General features: G+C 53.4%; 15 protein-coding genes. 1 reads left to right on the top strand and 14 read right to left on the bottom strand.

Annotated features, from left to right (window positions below; genetic code table 11):
* Positions 1–45 precede the first annotated feature (45 nt).
* From QZ725_RS06940 to QZ725_RS06970, 7 genes are read right to left on the bottom strand one after another with little or no spacing between them, the layout of a single operon-like run.
* Positions 46–681: an energy transducer TonB gene (locus QZ725_RS06940; protein ID WP_293777763.1), complete on the bottom strand. Its 636-nt coding sequence runs from the start codon at positions 679–681 to the stop codon at positions 46–48.
* The gene (locus QZ725_RS06945; RefSeq protein WP_293777766.1) at positions 629–4,903 is read right to left on the bottom strand and encodes a PilC/PilY family type IV pilus protein; all 4,275 of its coding nucleotides are present in this window, start codon (positions 4,901–4,903) and stop codon (positions 629–631) included. Before QZ725_RS06945 ends, QZ725_RS06940 begins: the two co-directional genes overlap by 53 nt.
* 12 nt (positions 4,904–4,915) lie before the next feature.
* The gene (locus QZ725_RS06950; RefSeq protein WP_293777769.1) at positions 4,916–5,575 is read right to left on the bottom strand and encodes a hypothetical protein; all 660 of its coding nucleotides are present in this window, start codon (positions 5,573–5,575) and stop codon (positions 4,916–4,918) included.
* 11 nt (positions 5,576–5,586) lie between these two features.
* Positions 5,587–6,693, bottom strand: a complete 1,107-nt coding sequence (locus QZ725_RS06955; protein WP_293777772.1) for a PilW family protein — start codon at positions 6,691–6,693, stop codon at positions 5,587–5,589.
* Positions 6,694–6,702: 9 nt separating this feature from the next.
* Complete coding sequence (locus QZ725_RS06960) at positions 6,703–7,074, bottom strand: pilus assembly protein PilV (RefSeq protein ID WP_293777775.1); 372 nt, start codon at positions 7,072–7,074, stop codon at positions 6,703–6,705.
* A 59-nt stretch (positions 7,075–7,133) separates the two neighbouring features.
* The gene (locus QZ725_RS06965; protein WP_293777778.1) at positions 7,134–7,745 is read right to left on the bottom strand and encodes a GspH/FimT family pseudopilin; all 612 of its coding nucleotides are present in this window, start codon (positions 7,743–7,745) and stop codon (positions 7,134–7,136) included.
* Positions 7,742–8,218, bottom strand: a complete 477-nt coding sequence (locus QZ725_RS06970) for a type IV pilin protein (protein WP_293777780.1) — start codon at positions 8,216–8,218, stop codon at positions 7,742–7,744. Before QZ725_RS06970 ends, QZ725_RS06965 begins: the two co-directional genes overlap by 4 nt.
* A 130-nt stretch (positions 8,219–8,348) precedes the next feature.
* Here QZ725_RS06970 and QZ725_RS06975 point away from each other — a divergent pair, with 130 nt between their 5' ends.
* Positions 8,349–9,440 (top strand): enoyl-CoA hydratase/isomerase family protein, encoded by a 1,092-nt coding sequence (locus tag QZ725_RS06975; protein WP_293777782.1) that lies wholly within the window; start codon positions 8,349–8,351, stop codon positions 9,438–9,440.
* Positions 9,441–9,476: 36 nt separating this feature from the next.
* Here QZ725_RS06975 and QZ725_RS06980 read toward each other — a convergent pair whose 3' ends face one another.
* The 7 genes from QZ725_RS06980 to QZ725_RS07010 are packed head-to-tail and all read right to left on the bottom strand — an operon-like array spanning position 9,477 to position 17,356.
* Positions 9,477–10,628 (bottom strand): deoxyguanosinetriphosphate triphosphohydrolase, encoded by a 1,152-nt coding sequence (locus QZ725_RS06980; protein ID WP_293777785.1) that lies wholly within the window; start codon positions 10,626–10,628, stop codon positions 9,477–9,479.
* 17 nt (positions 10,629–10,645) lie between these two features.
* Positions 10,646–12,316, bottom strand: a complete 1,671-nt coding sequence (gene aroKB / locus QZ725_RS06985) for a bifunctional shikimate kinase/3-dehydroquinate synthase AroKB (protein WP_293777788.1) — start codon at positions 12,314–12,316, stop codon at positions 10,646–10,648.
* A gap of 56 nt (positions 12,317–12,372) precedes the next feature.
* Positions 12,373–14,412: a type IV pilus secretin PilQ family protein gene (locus QZ725_RS06990; RefSeq protein WP_293777915.1), complete on the bottom strand. Its 2,040-nt coding sequence runs from the start codon at positions 14,410–14,412 to the stop codon at positions 12,373–12,375.
* 59 nt (positions 14,413–14,471) lie between these two features.
* Complete coding sequence (locus QZ725_RS06995) at positions 14,472–14,996, bottom strand: pilus assembly protein PilP (RefSeq protein ID WP_293777791.1); 525 nt, start codon at positions 14,994–14,996, stop codon at positions 14,472–14,474.
* Entirely contained in the window at positions 14,993–15,652 is a 660-nt protein-coding gene (locus QZ725_RS07000; protein WP_293777794.1) for a type 4a pilus biogenesis protein PilO, read from the bottom strand. Before QZ725_RS07000 ends, QZ725_RS06995 begins: the two co-directional genes overlap by 4 nt.
* A 13-nt stretch (positions 15,653–15,665) precedes the next feature.
* Positions 15,666–16,283: a PilN domain-containing protein gene (locus tag QZ725_RS07005; RefSeq protein WP_293777796.1), complete on the bottom strand. Its 618-nt coding sequence runs from the start codon at positions 16,281–16,283 to the stop codon at positions 15,666–15,668.
* Positions 16,280–17,356 carry a pilus assembly protein PilM gene (locus QZ725_RS07010; RefSeq protein WP_293777798.1) on the bottom strand — a complete coding sequence of 359 codons (1,077 nt, stop codon included), beginning with the start codon at positions 17,354–17,356 and terminating at the stop codon, positions 16,280–16,282. Before QZ725_RS07010 ends, QZ725_RS07005 begins: the two co-directional genes overlap by 4 nt.
* Positions 17,357–17,422 lie beyond the last annotated feature (66 nt).

The following is a 17,422-nucleotide window of genomic DNA, read 5'->3' on the forward strand; positions in this document are numbered from 1 at the left end:
GTAGAAAAGGACGCTGCGGCGTCCTTTTTTGATTTCAGCCTGCCCTTAAGGCTGTCCAAAATCAACAGCAATCTTCATTGCGGCCCCTACCGCCTGACCATGGCGCGATCCCGGGACCATGACGGCCTCAGAAAAGGCATTCACCGCAGCTTGCTCAAATGCGGACGGCACATCCGACTGAACAATCGATACTTGCTGCACACGTCCTCGTGCGTCAACATGCAAAAGGAGAACAACGCTGCCATGAGGCTTACCGAGTGCTGACTCTGGATAAGGCACCACAACCGGTTGTTGCGGATAGGGTCGCTCATCCAATTCGCGCGCCGAAAAAAAATCAGGCGGTGTAGCGTTCAGCACGACATCGTCATGAGGCGCGTCCTGACCAATTTTGGCAGAAACAGAGGAATCTGAGGATTCTGCTTCCGCCCTACTGCTCGATGCCTCGCTATTTGCTGCGGGCGGCGCCAACATCACTTCGACTACAGGTGCCGCCAAACGTGCTGCAGCCGGCTTGCCATCGAACCACAGAGAGCTGAGCAATAACGCATGCAAAAGTAAAACGATGCCCGCACATAGCCACGTCGAAGATTTTATGGAGCGCACACCTGACACTGCAAACCTGTCCGTATCAATCGATGATTTCTCGCCAACTGGTGCGACGGGCAGTACCAACGATGCCATCACCGCTCGACGGTAAGGCATCACTACTCAATCCACCCGCGGTATCCGTAATCAGCACAACTTTTTTGCCGGAAGGCAGCGTGATTGTACGAATGCCGGCGACCAACGCATTGCCTACCAGTTTCACACCAGCGGCCCCCTCTATCGCATTTGCCAGAGCCTTACCATTATTGACATCAACAGAGTATAGATATGCATAACCACCGACATTGCATGCATTGGCTGAAGGCACGTTCGTCGCGAATGTCAAAATGCTCGAATCCAGCGACATTTGTATATTGAGACGCTCTCCCGGTGACAAATTGGAGGGATTGAAATCAAAATACCAACCGTTGTCGGTACTCCAGTCCAGCGTATCTCCTGTAATTTTGCGAATCGTTCGGCCATCCAATGCACCACCAGTGGTCCCTGCTACCTCGGTGAACGTGCGCGACTTGAGCGTACCGTCACGCACATTCAAGGTCGTACTGCTCAAGTTATCCTTCAAACCATACAGAGATTGTTGTTTCGTATCCGAGAGATCACTATCACCAAGATATTTCCCAGAGCCGACAAGCACCAAGGGATAGGTCGTTCCCGCTGAAGTGACAGAGGCCAGCTCAAGGCGAGTGGTGATTGGTTGCCGATTCGGCGTTGAGGCGCCATCCTGCAATGTCGCCATGAGATAAGCTTTCTTCTCCGTCCCGTAATTAAGATCAAAATCAAACCGCCATACATTTCCCAGCAAATCGCCAGCGTACGCGCGCTTGGCAATGGGGCGCTCCGGATCCTCCACCCATGCATTCAGATAAGCCAGACCGCTCGGCGAACTGGGCGTGCCGGCCGGCGTGGTGCCAGTGGTGTACGTTGGAATGTCATCAAGAAGATCGCCGGTCGCCGCATCAAGAACAAACAAGTGACCGTTACCGTCGCCGGTACTGCCACAACCATTGTTCGAATAATTGTTGTACCCCGATGCAATCAGCACGATCCAACGACCGTTTTTGTTTTTGGTCACAATCGGTTTGCCGAAGCTGTAACCGAGATTGGCATTGGTAAATTCCCAGAGTCCTTTAGGCGCCGAAGGATTCGTTACATCCAGCGCATAGTAACCACACCCGCCCTTATTGAGTCCGCCCACCAGAATCGTCTTCCAACTATCCGTGTTAGCACATAAGCCAGCATCCGCTGTAGCGAGCGAGGTACAAATATCGGCGAGGGTCGGCGAACCATCTACGTAATAACGGTGATTGTCACCATACGCGCTATTGGCCAGTTGCCACATATTCGACATGACGAGGCGTGGCACATAGGCCCACCGCTCCTGACCTTCCGTACCATCTGTTCCGCTTGCCGCACCCGCTTTGAAGGCATGCAACATGCCATCGTTGCCCGCTGTATAAACCGTTGCTAAACGCCCAGCGGAATTCGTTTTGAATGTTCCGTATGTCAAATCGTATTTGTCGTAAGGAAAGGGAGCCTTCTTCACGTAGACGGGTTCCGAGTTGACGATATCGCCGAGCACGTGCTCACGACCACGGTACAGACGGTTTGCGACTGTTGCGTTCGATGTCTCGTCCTCGTAGGTGGCATTGCCACGCAAATAGTTGACTAGGTTGGAACCCGAATTCATCGTTGCCTTCTGGGCGTCGCTAAAACCGCTATTTGTCGCACATTGCGCAATCAATGGTGTCTTGTTGCAAAGATTATTGAAGTTGGCCTGCAATCCATCTGTCGTCAGGTTTGCATAAGTGAAATCTTTTAGCTTGGTCAATTCCCCGCTACTGAAATACTTAATTGAACGTCCCTCGCCAGACGTAGCTTCCGCAACCTGAGCATCGAGTCGCTCTTTCGCTGACCAGAGCACACCACCCGTCTTGCTACCGGTATTGGGATCAATGGCATAGGCTTGCAGATCGCCATCCCACTTCAACGTGCGATATAAGGCGACATAGGCGAAATTATCGCCAGCAACTGGTTGCTGACTCGACGTTGCAGCCGCCGCCGAAGAGCCAGTTTGGGCCTGAACACTTGCAAGCGCAGACTGCAAACCTGCTCGCAGTGTGTTCGCGTTCGATGCGCTGTAATACGTACCGCGTCCATTCACCGCGGTATGCCACAGATCATCAATCTTTCTTATGTCGTTATCGTTGCTTGCGCTGACGGCCGGCCAATTTGCCGTCCCGTTTTTTATATTGAAATAAGTCGTCTGCCCAGGCACTTCCGCAGCTGTTTCATAATCGCTTTGGTATTGCACCGTTCCGCTCACGCCCAACCCCACTGTAAAAGTGGTGAGATGCTGCTTGGGATTCTGATCTCGACCGCTACCTCGCACATTATTGTCACAAAGATTGGTATAGCTGGTTGAACCGATTGTGTTACTGCAATTGCTTAGCTCCGCAGTTCTAAGATCTGTTTGATAGAAGTAATAACTTACATCTGCCAATGTATTGGATTGCCCCAGGTTGTCTGTATAAGGCAATGGCGCACCCGTGGTGCTTGCAACATAACCGGAAAATGCGCTCGCAGAATACGTTTTGACAGTGCCACTGAGTCCATTCACAACTAGAGGTGTAGACCTCAGTTCTGGCTGACTAGTAGGGGCCGTTACGGTAATGCGGCGATTAGAAGACGTAGCGGAAAATCCATTCTGATTGATCAGTGCTGCTACCCTGCTTGCCACAGAAGAACTGCTAGTAGTTGGGGAGCTTGCACTTGCCATCAAATTCAGTCCGCCGACTGTGATCTGAGCGATTGCACCATTCCGGTTGTCGTTGCTGACATCGATAGTGGCTTTGGCTGGCACAGCAGCCGTCCCAGCCGCATCTGTATTACCCACATTCGAAGAGCCATTGACTTGCTTCGGACCATAATTATCGCCCTCACCCGCCGATGTCCAAAAGCCGTCGGTCGACAGAATTGCAAAATTCTGCTGACAGGAATATTGAACCGGATCCCAGCCACTGATCTGACCCGCATACATCCTGCCAACCCTTGAGACAGCGCCCCTCAATGGCGTTCCGCCATTTGCTCTGCCAGCATAAAGCTTGCTATACCAGTCGAAACGTTGTGTCCCGCTGGTCGTTCCGCTGAAATCCGCAATCTTAAAATCGTTGTTGCGAGTCCCTACTCCCACGTCAATGCTATTGATGAAAAATAACCCGACGCGATATTTGCTTTCATCCAGGTCTTTGAATGCCTCACCAACCGCAGCCTTTAAAATCATGCCGCGTTTACGATAGTAGCTATACCAATTCGCATAGTTTGTTTTGGCAGCTTCAACTTGCGTTGCAGTCCGTATGCCTGTGGCGGGATCTGCAGGTCCTGCGATTTGGTTGGGATCTACAACGATGTTGTATTCAGAATCATCGTCGCATGTGTTTGAGGTCGTCGACGTTTTATGCGTCGAATAATAATATTTGCTGGGGCTAGTGGCACATTCCGATGGCCCGGAACTCGCGAATGCAGAAGCCGCAAAATTCATACTGCCATTTTTGCTGATCACGGGTGTCGCAGTGACCGTACTTGAAGGTGCTGTGATGGTGACCACTGCCCCGCTTGCCGTGGCGGAGTAGCCATTTGCAGTAATCGCGTTAGCCAGCCGACTGGCAACTGTATTTACATTGTTATTGGCAGAAGTCGCCCCCGAGGTAATCGTTACGCCACCCACCTGAACGTTATTCACACTAGTGTTACCAGTCCCAGAAACGGTGATGGTTGCTCTCGCAAGAGGAGGCGTAACACATGCCACTGCGCCAGTTGTGAGATTGGTCAACGTGCCCAGATTTTGGGCCGTATTGCTGGACGAACTTCCAGCCAACGTATAACCACCAGAGCCAAAGTAGCCATCTTTAAGGGCTGCAGAAAAATTGGCATTGGGATAACGGGTCACGCCATCGGAATACACAGCCCCACCAATTTTGAAAGGAGGCTTGTACGTAAAAGTAGGATCGTAAAATAGCGTGTTGTACTTGCTCCACCCGAAACATCGATTTCCCCGATTTCCAATTCTGCTCGTGTTGTCTTCCTCACTATCATTTGGCATGTCGTCAAAATTCATGGAGCCGGAATCATCAACAATGAATGCAATATTGGGCTTGACCGTGTTATTGCTGCTCAAGCCATTTGCCAACGGCGCATTGGCAATATCGGTCACGGCTGAACCGGCAACGAGAGGAACCAGCATCAAACATACGCAGGCAACGCGACGCAATGATTTTGTTGGTGAGATCAGGACGGTCATGATAGTGGCCGATTAAAGGGGATAGAAATGCACGTAGGTTTCGGTAAAGCTGACGGCATTGCGCGGACCTACCGAACGCACGATGATACGGTAGTAGGGCAACGCGGATTTTGCCGAGACGCCAGCGCTCGCATAATCGAGACTGCCTTTGCTGGTACTTTGTGAACTCAAGGCCACCGGTTTGGCGCATCCATTTCCTGATGCATTGACACTCCCCGTCGTCTTGCACATACGCGTAATCAGATAGCGAGTCTTGTAACCATCAGACTCATTTTCCTCAGAAGGGCGTTTGCAAGAAGCATAAGTTCCCGCTGTCGCATAAGCGCAGGAATCGCCATTCCAATCAATCAGAACACGCGTGCTCGACGTCGATTTTCCTGTGACGTCGAGAGTACTGAGATTGGTCGCGTAATAGCCTGCACTTTCACTATCGAGAGTGAGATCAGTCGCGTTACGAATCCAGAGAATTGCTCGTTCGGCAGAGGCATCTGTCGAAATCGTCGTGCTTTGCCTGAAGGCCAGATTACCCGCCACCAGAGAACTGGTATCGACCATGCGAATCATGCCGATCGCGCCGACTGCCATGACGACCAATGCAAGCATGACGACGATTAACGACACACCACGTTGCCGAAACAGCGTGGGAAAGGATGTATTGAGATGTTGTGCCATGGCTGCCCTCTTCATTGCTGCCAGATCACGTTGCGTAATGGAATCGTCGTTTCCATGACGGTATAGCGATAATGCTGCCAATCGGGATTGGCGTTGTTGATATTTACATCGATCTTGACACCATCGCCGCCAGGATCAGGGCGCCAGCACAATGCGGCGGGATGTGGCGTCGTGCTTGCACAAGTAGAGGCATCCGCTGCACCATCGAGCGTGACGATTGCCGACTCTCTTTGCGTGCTGCGTGCAACGACTGCTACACGAATCACACGAATCTGCTGCCAGATTGTCGGGCTGGCCGGTGCATCAGCAGTCCATCGATCGACAACGCCGTCTGCATTGGTATCCATGCCATACACCGCCTGCAATTGCACAATATTGGATTGCAAGTCTTGCGTAACCGATTGATTTGCCACCCAGTCGTATGTCACAACTTGCAGATGATTGGACGAATTGATGCTGTAGGTTTGATCTGAGAGGGATCCGACATTGATGAGATAGTCACCAACCACATACCCCGTCGCTGGCATGATGGATGTGCTGGGATTCCACGCATTGCTTGTTTCATGCCACACCATATTGGTTGCGGCACCGGATGGTGGTTGCGTTACGGCCAACAAGGTACACCAGCGTGATGGTGTAGCCGTTGTATCAAGCGCTGCCGTCGCAGCAATCACCAGATCACCGGCCTGCATGCCGACATCAGAATCAACATAAAAATTGCTGGCCGCTTGCGCATGATCGGCAGCGACGCGCGTCGGCAACGCTATTCCACTTTTGTTCCCGGCAAGGAATTGAATGGTATCCGGGACACCGCTTGCGCCATCTGCAATCTGCACTGGCAACAAGCTGAAATTGCGACTCGTGCCACCACGAATCGCTCGCACCTGGCAACCGAGTATCGATCGTACGCTGCCTATGATGTAACCTGCATTCTTGCCGTCGCGCTCGATACTATACAAACCTAGAGCGGCATTGATGGTGGAATCTGCCCCGGCCGTTGCCGATTGTCGCTGTGCCGCTGAAGAGGCCATCATTTGCGTGACAGCAAGTAGCGTCACCATACCAATCACGATGGCAATCATGATTTCGACAAGAGAAAATCCGTAAGCACGTTTCATCATGATTGCCTACGGATTGATATTGGTGGAGACCTGTAGCGCGCTGGGAGCTTCCCCGGGCATAGCCCAGTTCAAGGTGATATCGATTGTGCTGCCAGCCAACTCGACAGTGGCTCTCCCACTGGGCAAGGCGTGCTGCACTTTTGCCACCCACTGGGTACAGTTGGCATAACTCGTATCACTGCATGCGGCATCAGTAACAACATACTTCGCAAGATTTGGCGTATCTGCCCACATACGCCCGATCAACTCGTTCGCAAGAAACGATGCTTCGCCCCGCAACTTGGCCTGCGTGACATTCTTATTCATCGTGGCATTCAACCCAACCAAGGCCAAAATGCCAAGCATGAATAACAAGACGGCAACCAGCACTTCGATCATGGCAAAACCATGACCATACTTGTGTGGTCGCTGCTCCGATATTTTTGGCGTCTTCATTATTAGCACCCCGCCACGCCAGTCTTGGCGGGATCGCACAAACGCACACCTCCGCCATTATCAATACGGACATCCAAGGCGCGTGTCGTTGCGGCTTGCGTTGTCGATGAAATCGCAACCCGTGCCATGCGCGTTGTCCCACCTGTGCAATTTGTCAGCACCCGACCAAATCCATTAAAGGTGACGCAACTGGCCGCCACTGCTGGCGCGTCACTATTGACGGCCGCAACCGTGACACCTTGCGTATCGGATATGGGTGGCCCAGTCTGAATTAAACGAGGGCTCACCGTGTCCGACGGCGTACTGCCACACGCCTCCGTTGGATTGTCGAAACTGACGACCCAAGTATTCCCCGAACTGCTGCGTGCACACGTTGCCCCTAAACCATCGACAAGCCAGAACGAAATGTTTTCGTTACGGCGTAATGCTTCGCTCTTTGCAAGCATCAAGCCCGCTTGAATGTTTTCGGCGACGGAACGAATTTTTGCGTTAGCAACGAACGTCTGGAAACTTGGAGCTGCGACCCCTAACAAGACTGCCATGATGGCAACCACAACCATCATTTCAACGAGTGTAAAACCTCGCTGCAAACGAATGATGAATCGGAACTTCAACACTCGCCCCCTTTGATCAACCAACAAGACTTCGCGGCAGTCGTTCCTTTGAAAAGAGTCGTTCCTTTGACATTATTGTTATTCAACGTATAAGTATGTCCAGTGGCATTCCCGGATGAACCGGTTGCTGTCAGCAGATAGGCTTGGTTACCTCCCCCGGCGAGCGCACACGTAACGGTAAAATGCGGGCTCTCGGTGCCGAAGACGATGCGATTTGCGGTACCGTCGTGCCCGCACGGCGATGCCTGCCCCGCGGTTCCATAGCTACGATTGCTTTGGTAGAACTGTTCAAGGGCAACACGCGCCTGAGACAGCGCCGAAAAGCCCTCATTTAACGCACTACGCCTGACGTAATCGGAGTAACTAGGGATAACTACGGCGGCTAGGATGCCGACAATCGCCACCACAATCATGACTTCCACCAAGGTGAAGCCCAGATCTGTGCGGCGCTTATATGAGAAAGAAAAAGACATAATGGGAGTAATAGCTTGGCTGCAATTACTCTATGGCAATGCCATTACAATGCCATCTCCCATCCGATGAACGGCATTTTTGCGCCACCGAACGGTAGCAAGATACGCCACATTTCACCAACACGCCGTTATGCAAAACGAGATTCTCTCTACCACGCATCGCCATCTAGCCCGCTTCACGCTGAATCGCCCGGACGCCATGAATTCCCTCTCACTAGGCATGGTACGTACGCTCGCTGAAAAATTACATGAATGGCAAAGCGATGAAACCATTCATGCCGTCGTCATTGACTCAAGTACGCCCAAGGCTTTTTGCGCAGGAGGCGACATTCATTTTTTCCATGATGTCGCCACTGCCGGCGTTACGGGTGGTAGTGCCTTGCTCGAAGATTTTTTCACTGAGGAATACGCGCTCAACCACCTGATTCATCACTACCCGAAACCTTATATCGCGCTACTCGATGGCATCGTGATGGGCGGCGGCATGGGCATTTCGCAAAGTAGTGCAGCAAATCGTATTCGCATCGTGACGGAACGCACGCGCATGGCGATGCCGGAAGTAAAAATTGGATTGTTTCCCGATGTGGGAGGAGGCTATTTCCTGTCACGCTTACCTGGAAAACTTGGTACCTATCTCGGGCTGACGGGCGAGATCATCGGCGCAGCGGAAGCGCTCTATGCCGACCTTGCGGATGTTTTCGTGCCACGCAAGGCTTTGCCTGATTTGTTGACTATGCTCGAAAACGTTAGCGTTGGTAATTATCGCGATGCGATCAACAATTTTGCTGCGCCATTCAAGGCACAGTTACGACCTGATGAAAGTTTGCTGGCCAAACATCGCGACGCGATCGACCGCCACTTTGCATACGGCACTGTGCCTGCGATTGTTGCGTCGCTGGCGGAAGACGAGAGTGATTTCGCGAAGAAGACGCTGAACAATCTGCACCAGCGTTCGCCGCTGCTCGTGCACGTCGCACTGGAGCAGATACGTCGCTCGGCAAACATGGCACTGGCTGATTGCCTGCGCATGGAGCGCACGATGGTGCGGCGCTGTTTTGAACATGGGGAAGTCATTGAAGGGATTCGTGCACTCGCCATCGACAAGGATCAACAGCCGAAGTGGAATCCTTCTTCATTCGAAAAAGTCACGTCCGAAATGGTCGAACACTTCTTTGAACCGGCATGGCCGCGAAGTGCACATCCGCTGCGCGAATTGCGCTGACAACATCCGATCTACTCCTGCAAACCCATTGCGGGCTTACATTTCGTCGATGAGGAACAACCGCTTATGCTCACGGATCGCGTAGCGATCCGTCATGCCAGCAATGTAATCGGCAATCTGTCGCGCCTGGGAGTGGCGTGTTTTTTCCGCATCATCGGTAATCGTCACCTGATAATCCGGCGGCAAGAGCATCGGCTCTTCCATGAAGGCATCGAACAGTTCTGTAACGATACGCCGCGCCTTGCTCGTCATACGATTGACCTGATAGTGCCGGTACAGATTCTCGCGCAGGAAGCGCTTGAGCAAAGATGCCTCGACCTGCATGTGATCAGAAAAGGCGATGAGTTGCGGCGCATTCCGAACATCACTCAAGGTGACAACGCCCGCGTCGACAATCCGCCGCCGCGAGGTATCGATCAAATCGACGATCAGCGCGTTGATCATGCGTCGTATGGTTTCATTGATCGCGCGGCGTCCGGTGATACCCGGATAGGCAAGCTCGACTTCATCGCGATGGCGCGCATAGAAATCGATCTCGTCGAGTTGCGTTGTCGTCAGCAAACCCGAACGCAAGCCATCGTCGATATCGTGATTGTTGTAGGCGATTTCATCGGCGAGGTTGGCAAGCTGGGCCTCCAGCGAAGGCTGCTGCTTTTCAATGAAACGCAAACCGACATCACCGAGCTTGCGCGCATTCTTGAGCGAGCAATGCTTGAGGATGCCTTCGCGTGTTTCAAACGTGAGGTTGAGGCCATCGAAAGCGCCGTAACGCTGCTCAAGCGCATCGACGGTTCGCAAGCTTTGTAGGTTGTGCTCGAAGCCGCCGTAATCCTGCATGCAGGCGTTCAGCGCATCCTGGCCGGCATGTCCGAAAGGGGTATGTCCGAGATCATGAGCGAGCGAAATCGCTTCCACCAAATCTTCGTTGAGATGCAGATTACGCGCAATCGAACGCGCAATCTGTGCGACCTCGATGCTGTGCGTGAGGCGCGTGCGGAACAGATCACCTTCGTGATTGACGAAGACTTGCGTCTTGTATTCAAGCCGGCGAAATGCCGCCGAATGAATGATGCGGTCGCGGTCGCGCTGGAATTCGGTACGCGAAGAAGGTGACGGCTCGTCGTAGCGACGACCGGCAGATTGATCGGAACGGGCCGCATAGGAGGCGAGATGCGCTTCGATATCCATCCGGTCCGCTCCTTGATTCAACTCGTGCAGGCTGCCAGTGTTTGCAACAGGATATCCTGCGGCACTGGCATGATGACGGTTTTACCAAGAGGTTGCAGCAGGATGAACTTGATCTGCCCGCCTTCGTTTTTCTTGTCCACTTCCATCAACTCAAGCCAACGTTCGTTGCCAAGGTTCGGCGCAACGGTTGGCAAGCCCGCATCCTTGACGACCGCCGCAATGCGATCCCGTGTCGCCATATCAATGAAGCCTAGGCGATGCGACATGTCGGCCGCCATCACCATACCGCAGCCCACGGCTTCGCCATGCAACCAGACACCGTAACCCATGCCGGCTTCGATGGCATGACCGAAGGTGTGACCAAAATTGAGGATGGCACGCAAGCCGCCTTCACGCTCATCTTGCCGCACCACATCTGCCTTGATTTCGCACGAGCGACGGATCGCGTAAGCCAAGGCCTCTGGATCACGCGCGCGCAACTTGCCCATGTTTGTTTCGATCCAGTCAAAGAATGGTGCATCGATGATCGCACCATGCTTGATGACTTCAGACAAACCTGCCGACAGTTCGCGATCAGGCAGCGTGTTGAGCGTGAGCGTATCGGCAATCACGGCTTGCGGCTGATAAAACGCACCGATCATGTTCTTGCCGAGCGGATGGTTGATGCCCGTCTTGCCGCCGACTGACGAATCGACCTGCGACAGCAGCGTGGTCGGGATCTGCACAAAAGGCACACCGCGCATGTAAGCGGCAGCAGCAAAACCCGTCATGTCACCGATGACACCACCACCAAGCGCGATCAGCGTGGTCTTGCGATCGCATTTCTCAGACAGCAGCACATCGAAGACCTTCATCAGGTTTTCCCAGTTTTTTTCTTCCTCGCCATCGGGCAGCACAACTGTCGTCACCTTCTTGCCGGCAGCCGCCAGCGTGAAGTTCAGTTGTTCCAGATACAGAGGCGCTACCACGGTATTGGTGACGATTGCCACGCGAGAACCAGGGATCTTCGCGGCAACGATCTCGGGATTGTCGAGCAGGGATTGGCCGATCGTAATCGGATAGCTGCGGTCCCCAAGATCGACTTGCAGAACCTGGGATTTGGAAGGTGGAGGCATCATGGCATTGCTTGCGGAATCCGCAGTTTTATTTTCAGAAGCACCGGCAACGACGGCACCGTGCTCGGGCCCTAGTTGCGACAGAATCGCGTGCATCAGGAATTGTACGTTAGGACGCCCGGTATCGACGATGAAGTGCGCCACTTCACGATACAGCGGGTCGCGCTTGCGGGTCAGTTCTTCAAGCGTCTTGCGCGGATCGCCCTTTTGCAGCAAGGGACGATTCTTGTCATGGCTGGTGCGTTGCAACAGGCTATGCACGCTGGCACGAAGATAAATCACTGTACCGCGCGATTTCAGATAGGCACGGCTTTCAGCGTTCAGTACGGCACCGCCGCCGGTCGCCAGCACAATGCCATCCTGCGCAGTCAAGTCACGGATGACTTCGGCTTCACGGCGACGAAAACTTTCCTCGCCTTCGATTTCAAAAATCAGCGGAATCGTCGCACCGGTTCGTGCCTCGATCTCATGATCGGAATCGATGAAGCGCTTGTTGAGCTTCTTGGCAAGCGCCTTGCCAGCTGTCGTTTTGCCGGCCCCCATCAGGCCGACCAGAAAAATGTTTCCCGCCACTACCGTATTCTTTCCAGCCAGATGCACGCCAACATGGCGTCGCTACACCCCGCATCCTACCTGATTGCTACCTTGTCGTTCAGGATTTTAGGCGTCAGGAAGATCAGCAATTCTGTCTTGTTGCTGACTTTCCCAGTCGTTTTGAACAAATTCCCGAGTACTGGCACATCACCCAGAACCGGCACTTTGGATACCGTATCATTTTCTGTCTGCACGAAAATGCCGCCAATGACAACGGTGCCGCCATTTTCGATCAACACCTGTGTTTTCGCATGCTTGGTGTCGATCGCAAAACCGGCAGGCGTGGTACGTCCAACACTGTCTTTTGTCACATCCACATCCAGAATGACATTACCATCCGGCGTGATTTGTGGAGTGACTTCCAACTTTAAGTTTGCCTTGCGGAAAGAAATGCTAGTTGCGCCACTGCTCGTGGCTTGCTGATACGGCAGTTCTTCACCTTGCTCGATCAGCGCTTTTAATTGATCAGCCGTAATTACACGCGGACTGGAAATGATTTTGCCCTTTCCATCCGCTTCAAGCGCTGACAATTCCAAACCAATGAATCGCGTCGCCGCGGCATTGAACAGTGTCAATGCAACCGTACCAGCGGCATTGCCGCTGATGGCAGCGGCTGGCAGACTGACTGAGCTATTACCAACCGTCGGCAACGTACCGCTTGTATTAGGCGCAGACTGGTTACCACCCAAAGTGTAATTCGTGCTGGTGGATCCGAAAGCCAGCTTGGCGCCCAGATTTCGACTGAATGTATCGGTTGCTTCGACGATACGCGCTTCAATCATGACCTGGCGGCTTGCAATATCCGTTTTTTGCACGAGTGCGCGAATCTCTTCCAGCTTTGAAGGAATATCGGTCACGAACAATTGATTGGTCCGCGGATCAACCACGGCACTGCCGCGCTTGCTCAAAATGCTGCGATTGGCCCCATCGATACCGAATACCTGTTTGAAGGATTCCGCTTTCTGATAATTGAGCTGGAAGGTTTCGGTGCGCAGCGGCTCCAACTCAGCAATCTGCGAACGTTGTTCGAGTTCGAGCTTTTCCTTCGTCAACAATTCGTCACGCGGTGCAATCCACAGTACCGAACCGTTGCGACGCATATCCAGACCTTTGGCTTGCATGACGATATCGAGCGCCTGATCCCATGGTACGTCTTTAAGACGCAAGGTGAGATTGCCGCTGACCGTATCGCTGGTGATGATGTTGAGCCCGGTGAAATCTGCAATCACTTGCAACACGGCACGCACATCCACGTTCTGGAAATTCAGCGAAAGTTTTTCGCCTTTGTAATTCTGTTTGCCGCCACCCAGACGGTTTGGCTCTTCGCGTATCGGCTTGACCTCAATCACCAGTTGCGAATCGCTCTGATAGGCACTGTGTTCCCACGCCCCCTTGGGCTCGATCACCATACGTACGTTATCGCCTTGCTGCTGCGTGGTGATGGCGGTAACGGGCGTACCAAAATCGGCGACATCAAGACGGCGACGCAGGATTTGTGGCAAATCAGCCTTAGCGAAATCCACTTCGATTTTCTTGCCAACCTGGCGTACATCGACAGGAATCTGATTACCCGGCAGATCGACAATGACACGCCCCTCGCCATCATTGCCGCGACGGAAATCGATATCACGCAAAGCCGGTCGGGTCGCGACGATCGGTGCAGCCGGTGGCGTCACCGGCAAACCCGATGCGTTAAGTGGCGTCGCCGGACCACCTGAGCCCTGAATCGTCACGATGACCGCGTTGCCATCGACCGCAGTCGCATAGTTGAGCGACTTCATCAGATTGAATACCAGACGCGAACGCTCACCTGCCTGCACCACATTCACATTACGCACATCGCCCAGGCCAATGTCCTGCAATCCCTTGCCTGTGCCATTTGCAGTATCGGCAAAGTCCAGCGCAATTCGTGCCGGGCTGGTGACAGAAAAACCAATCGGTGGTGTCGTCACCGGATTCTTGAGACCGATCTTGACGACAACATTCGTGCCCTGCTGCTGCGATGTAATCGACTGAATCTCGTTGGAGGCCGCATATGCGGCGCTGCCGATCATGGCGCAACACATCACGACCATCGCACGGCGCATGCCGCAAAAAAATGCGTCCATGCGGGAATATTTCTGGTGATGCGCCATCATTTTTGCGTCTCCTGCAACTCTAGCGTGGCCTCGCGTTCGACCCATTCGCCGGACGCATCCTGAACCGTTTCCTTCAACTGCACTTCGTTTTCGGTGATATTGGTCACACGCCCCATGTTCTGCCCCAGATAGCTGCCGACCTTGACCTGATAAATCATCTTATCGACCTGGATCAAGGCATAGGTCAATCCTGGCTTGGCCAGCGTACCGACCATGCTTAAGGTGTCGAGCGGGTAACTTTCGAGAGGATCGCGACGACGATCAAAATTCGGCTGCACGCCACTACTCTTGCCCGTCTTGGCCAAGGCAATGGCCAGCTTGTTCGGGCTGAAGGGTTCTTCTCTGCCCTTGGCGTCATAGGTAAAAGGCGCAAATTTCTTCGGCTCCGACAATGGCTTCACAAAGACACGGCTTTCTGCCCGGGTCTTGTCCATCCACTGACGCACCTCATCCGTGCCGTTATCACCACATCCCGCCAATAAGAGTATCGGCACCAGGACTGACAACAATCGGAAGCTCATTGACGACCTCCCTTTTTCTTGTCGGCTTCGGCCTTGCGCTGTGCGGCGATTTCTTCATCATCCAGATAGCGGAAAGTCTTGGCCACAGCATCCAAGGTCAGGACGTTGTCCTTGCCAGCCACCAGATTGAGTTTGTTCAGCGTGACGATACGCGGCAGATTGGCGATATCACTCGTGAAAGCACCGACATCGTGGTAACTGCCCGTGACCTTGATGTTGATCGGCAGTTCGGCATAGTAATCACGCACGACAACCTGACCCGGCTTGAACAACTGAAACTGCAGTCCGCGTCCGAGACCGGCCTGATTAATATCCGATAACAAGGCATCCATCTCGGCCTTGCTCGGCAGTTGTTTCTCCAGCGTCGAGACGTATTGATTGACCTGTTCTTTCTGCTTGCGCAGCGCACCCAGATTCACCGCCTGCTGGACCTTCATTTTGTACGCCTCGCGTAACGTGGTTTCTTCTGCCACTGCACGATCGATGCTGTCCATCTGATCGCTCCAGTACAAAAACCAGCCCACCGCCACAACCGCGAGTGCCGCCCCAACCGCGCACAAGGCACGCGGAATCAACGGCCACTGCCCTGGATGCAAACCGTTCAGTCCGCGGAATTGCGCGCTGATGTTTTCGCCGATGTTTTTCAAATCTGCCATGATCAATCTTTCATCAAGGACGCGCAGCCGGCACCGGTGCGATTGCCGCACCGGCAGAAGCCGCCTCGATGTCACGCGGACGACGAATATCGACATTGACGATGAAATCGAAAACGCGTTTGGCATCCTTGCCCTGGCCGATACCAATCGACCGAATTTCGATGAGGTCCGGTTTTTCCAGCCACGCAGAACGATTTCCCAGATTGCGCAGCAACTCCGAGACACGCTCGTTGGATTGCGCAATGCCATTCAACTTCACGCGCTGCCCCTCCTGCTGGAACGACTTGAGGTACACGCCTTCCGGTACCTGCTGCGCCAACTCGTCGAGCAGATAAACGGGCTGATTGCGGTCGCTCTGCAAATCCTCGACCGCTTGCTGGCGCGCCTTCAAGGCTTCGATTTCCTGCTTGAGGTTGGAAACCTCTTTGATCTGCACATCGAGGCGATCATTTTCAGACTTGATGAACTGATTGCGCTCTTCCTGATTCGATAGCTTGTTGCCGAAATAGCCGCCACCGATCGCCACGATCAACACGCCGGCCAGGGCACTAAACAGCATCAGTGCAACAAATGCCTGCTTGCGCAGGCGCCGCTTTTCTTCGCGGTGTGGCAGCAGATTGATCTTGATCATTGATCGAACCTCCGCAGAGCCAGGCCGCAGGCAACCAGATAGGCAGGTGCCTCCGCACGTAACTGCTTTTCACGCACATTGGGACCGAGCTGCATACCGGCAAACGGGCTGACCACCGATGTCGAAATGCGCGTACGGTTGGCAATCATCTCGACCAATCCCGGAATGTTGGCGCAACCGCCTGCCAGGAAAAGCTGATCAATACGACTGTATGGCGTGGAGGTGAAGAAGAACTGAATGGCTCGCGTGATTTCGAGGGCCGCATTTTCGAGAAAGGGCTCAAGAATCTCTGCCTGATAACCTTCAGGCAGATCGCCCGTGCGTTTCTTGATCTCGGCCTCTTCATAGGAGAAACCGTAGTTGCGCACGATGTCCTGTGTCAGTTGATGGCCGCCGAACGGCTGTTCGCGTTCGTAGATCAGTTGCCCATCCTGCAGAATGGACATATGCGTGACATTGGTACCGATCTGAAACAGTCCGAGAATCTGACCGTCGGTCTTTTTCTGCCGCACGACACGATTGATGGCAGCACGCGCTGCATACGACTCGATATCCATCACCGTCGGTTTCAGCCCGGCCGCTTCTGCAACCGCAACACGGTCTTCGACCTTTTCCTTGCGCGTAGCTGCGAGCATGACTTCCATGTCGTCCGGCGAACTCTCGAGCGGACCGATCACATCGAAATCAAGACGCACTTCATCCAATGCAAAGGGAATGTACTGACTGGCTTCCGTTTCAACCTGCAACTCCAGCCCTTCTTCCGACAAATGACTTGGCAGGATGATCTTTTTGGTAATGACGGATGCTGGCGGCATGCCCATCGCCGCCAGCTTGGCGCGCGTGCCACTTTTCTTCCAGGCGCGGGCGATGGCATCGGAAACCTGATCGATGTTTTCAATATTGCCATCTACCACTGCGCCACGCGGCAGCGGTTCCGAGGCATAGCATTCGAGACGGAGTTCGTTCCTGCCGGACTCCACGAGTTCAACGAGTTTGATCCCCGAACTACTGATATCAAGGCCAATCATGGGCGGATTTTTCCGACCAAACAAGGCGCCAAAATCGATGGCCAAGCCAATTCTCCCGGGATTTCGTCTGTGGATGGAACGTGACGCCTTTTGCCTTGTCGAAACTTCCAA

Source organism: uncultured Oxalicibacterium sp., from assembly GCF_913776015.1.
GTDB lineage: Bacteria > Pseudomonadota > Gammaproteobacteria > Burkholderiales > Burkholderiaceae_D > Oxalicibacterium.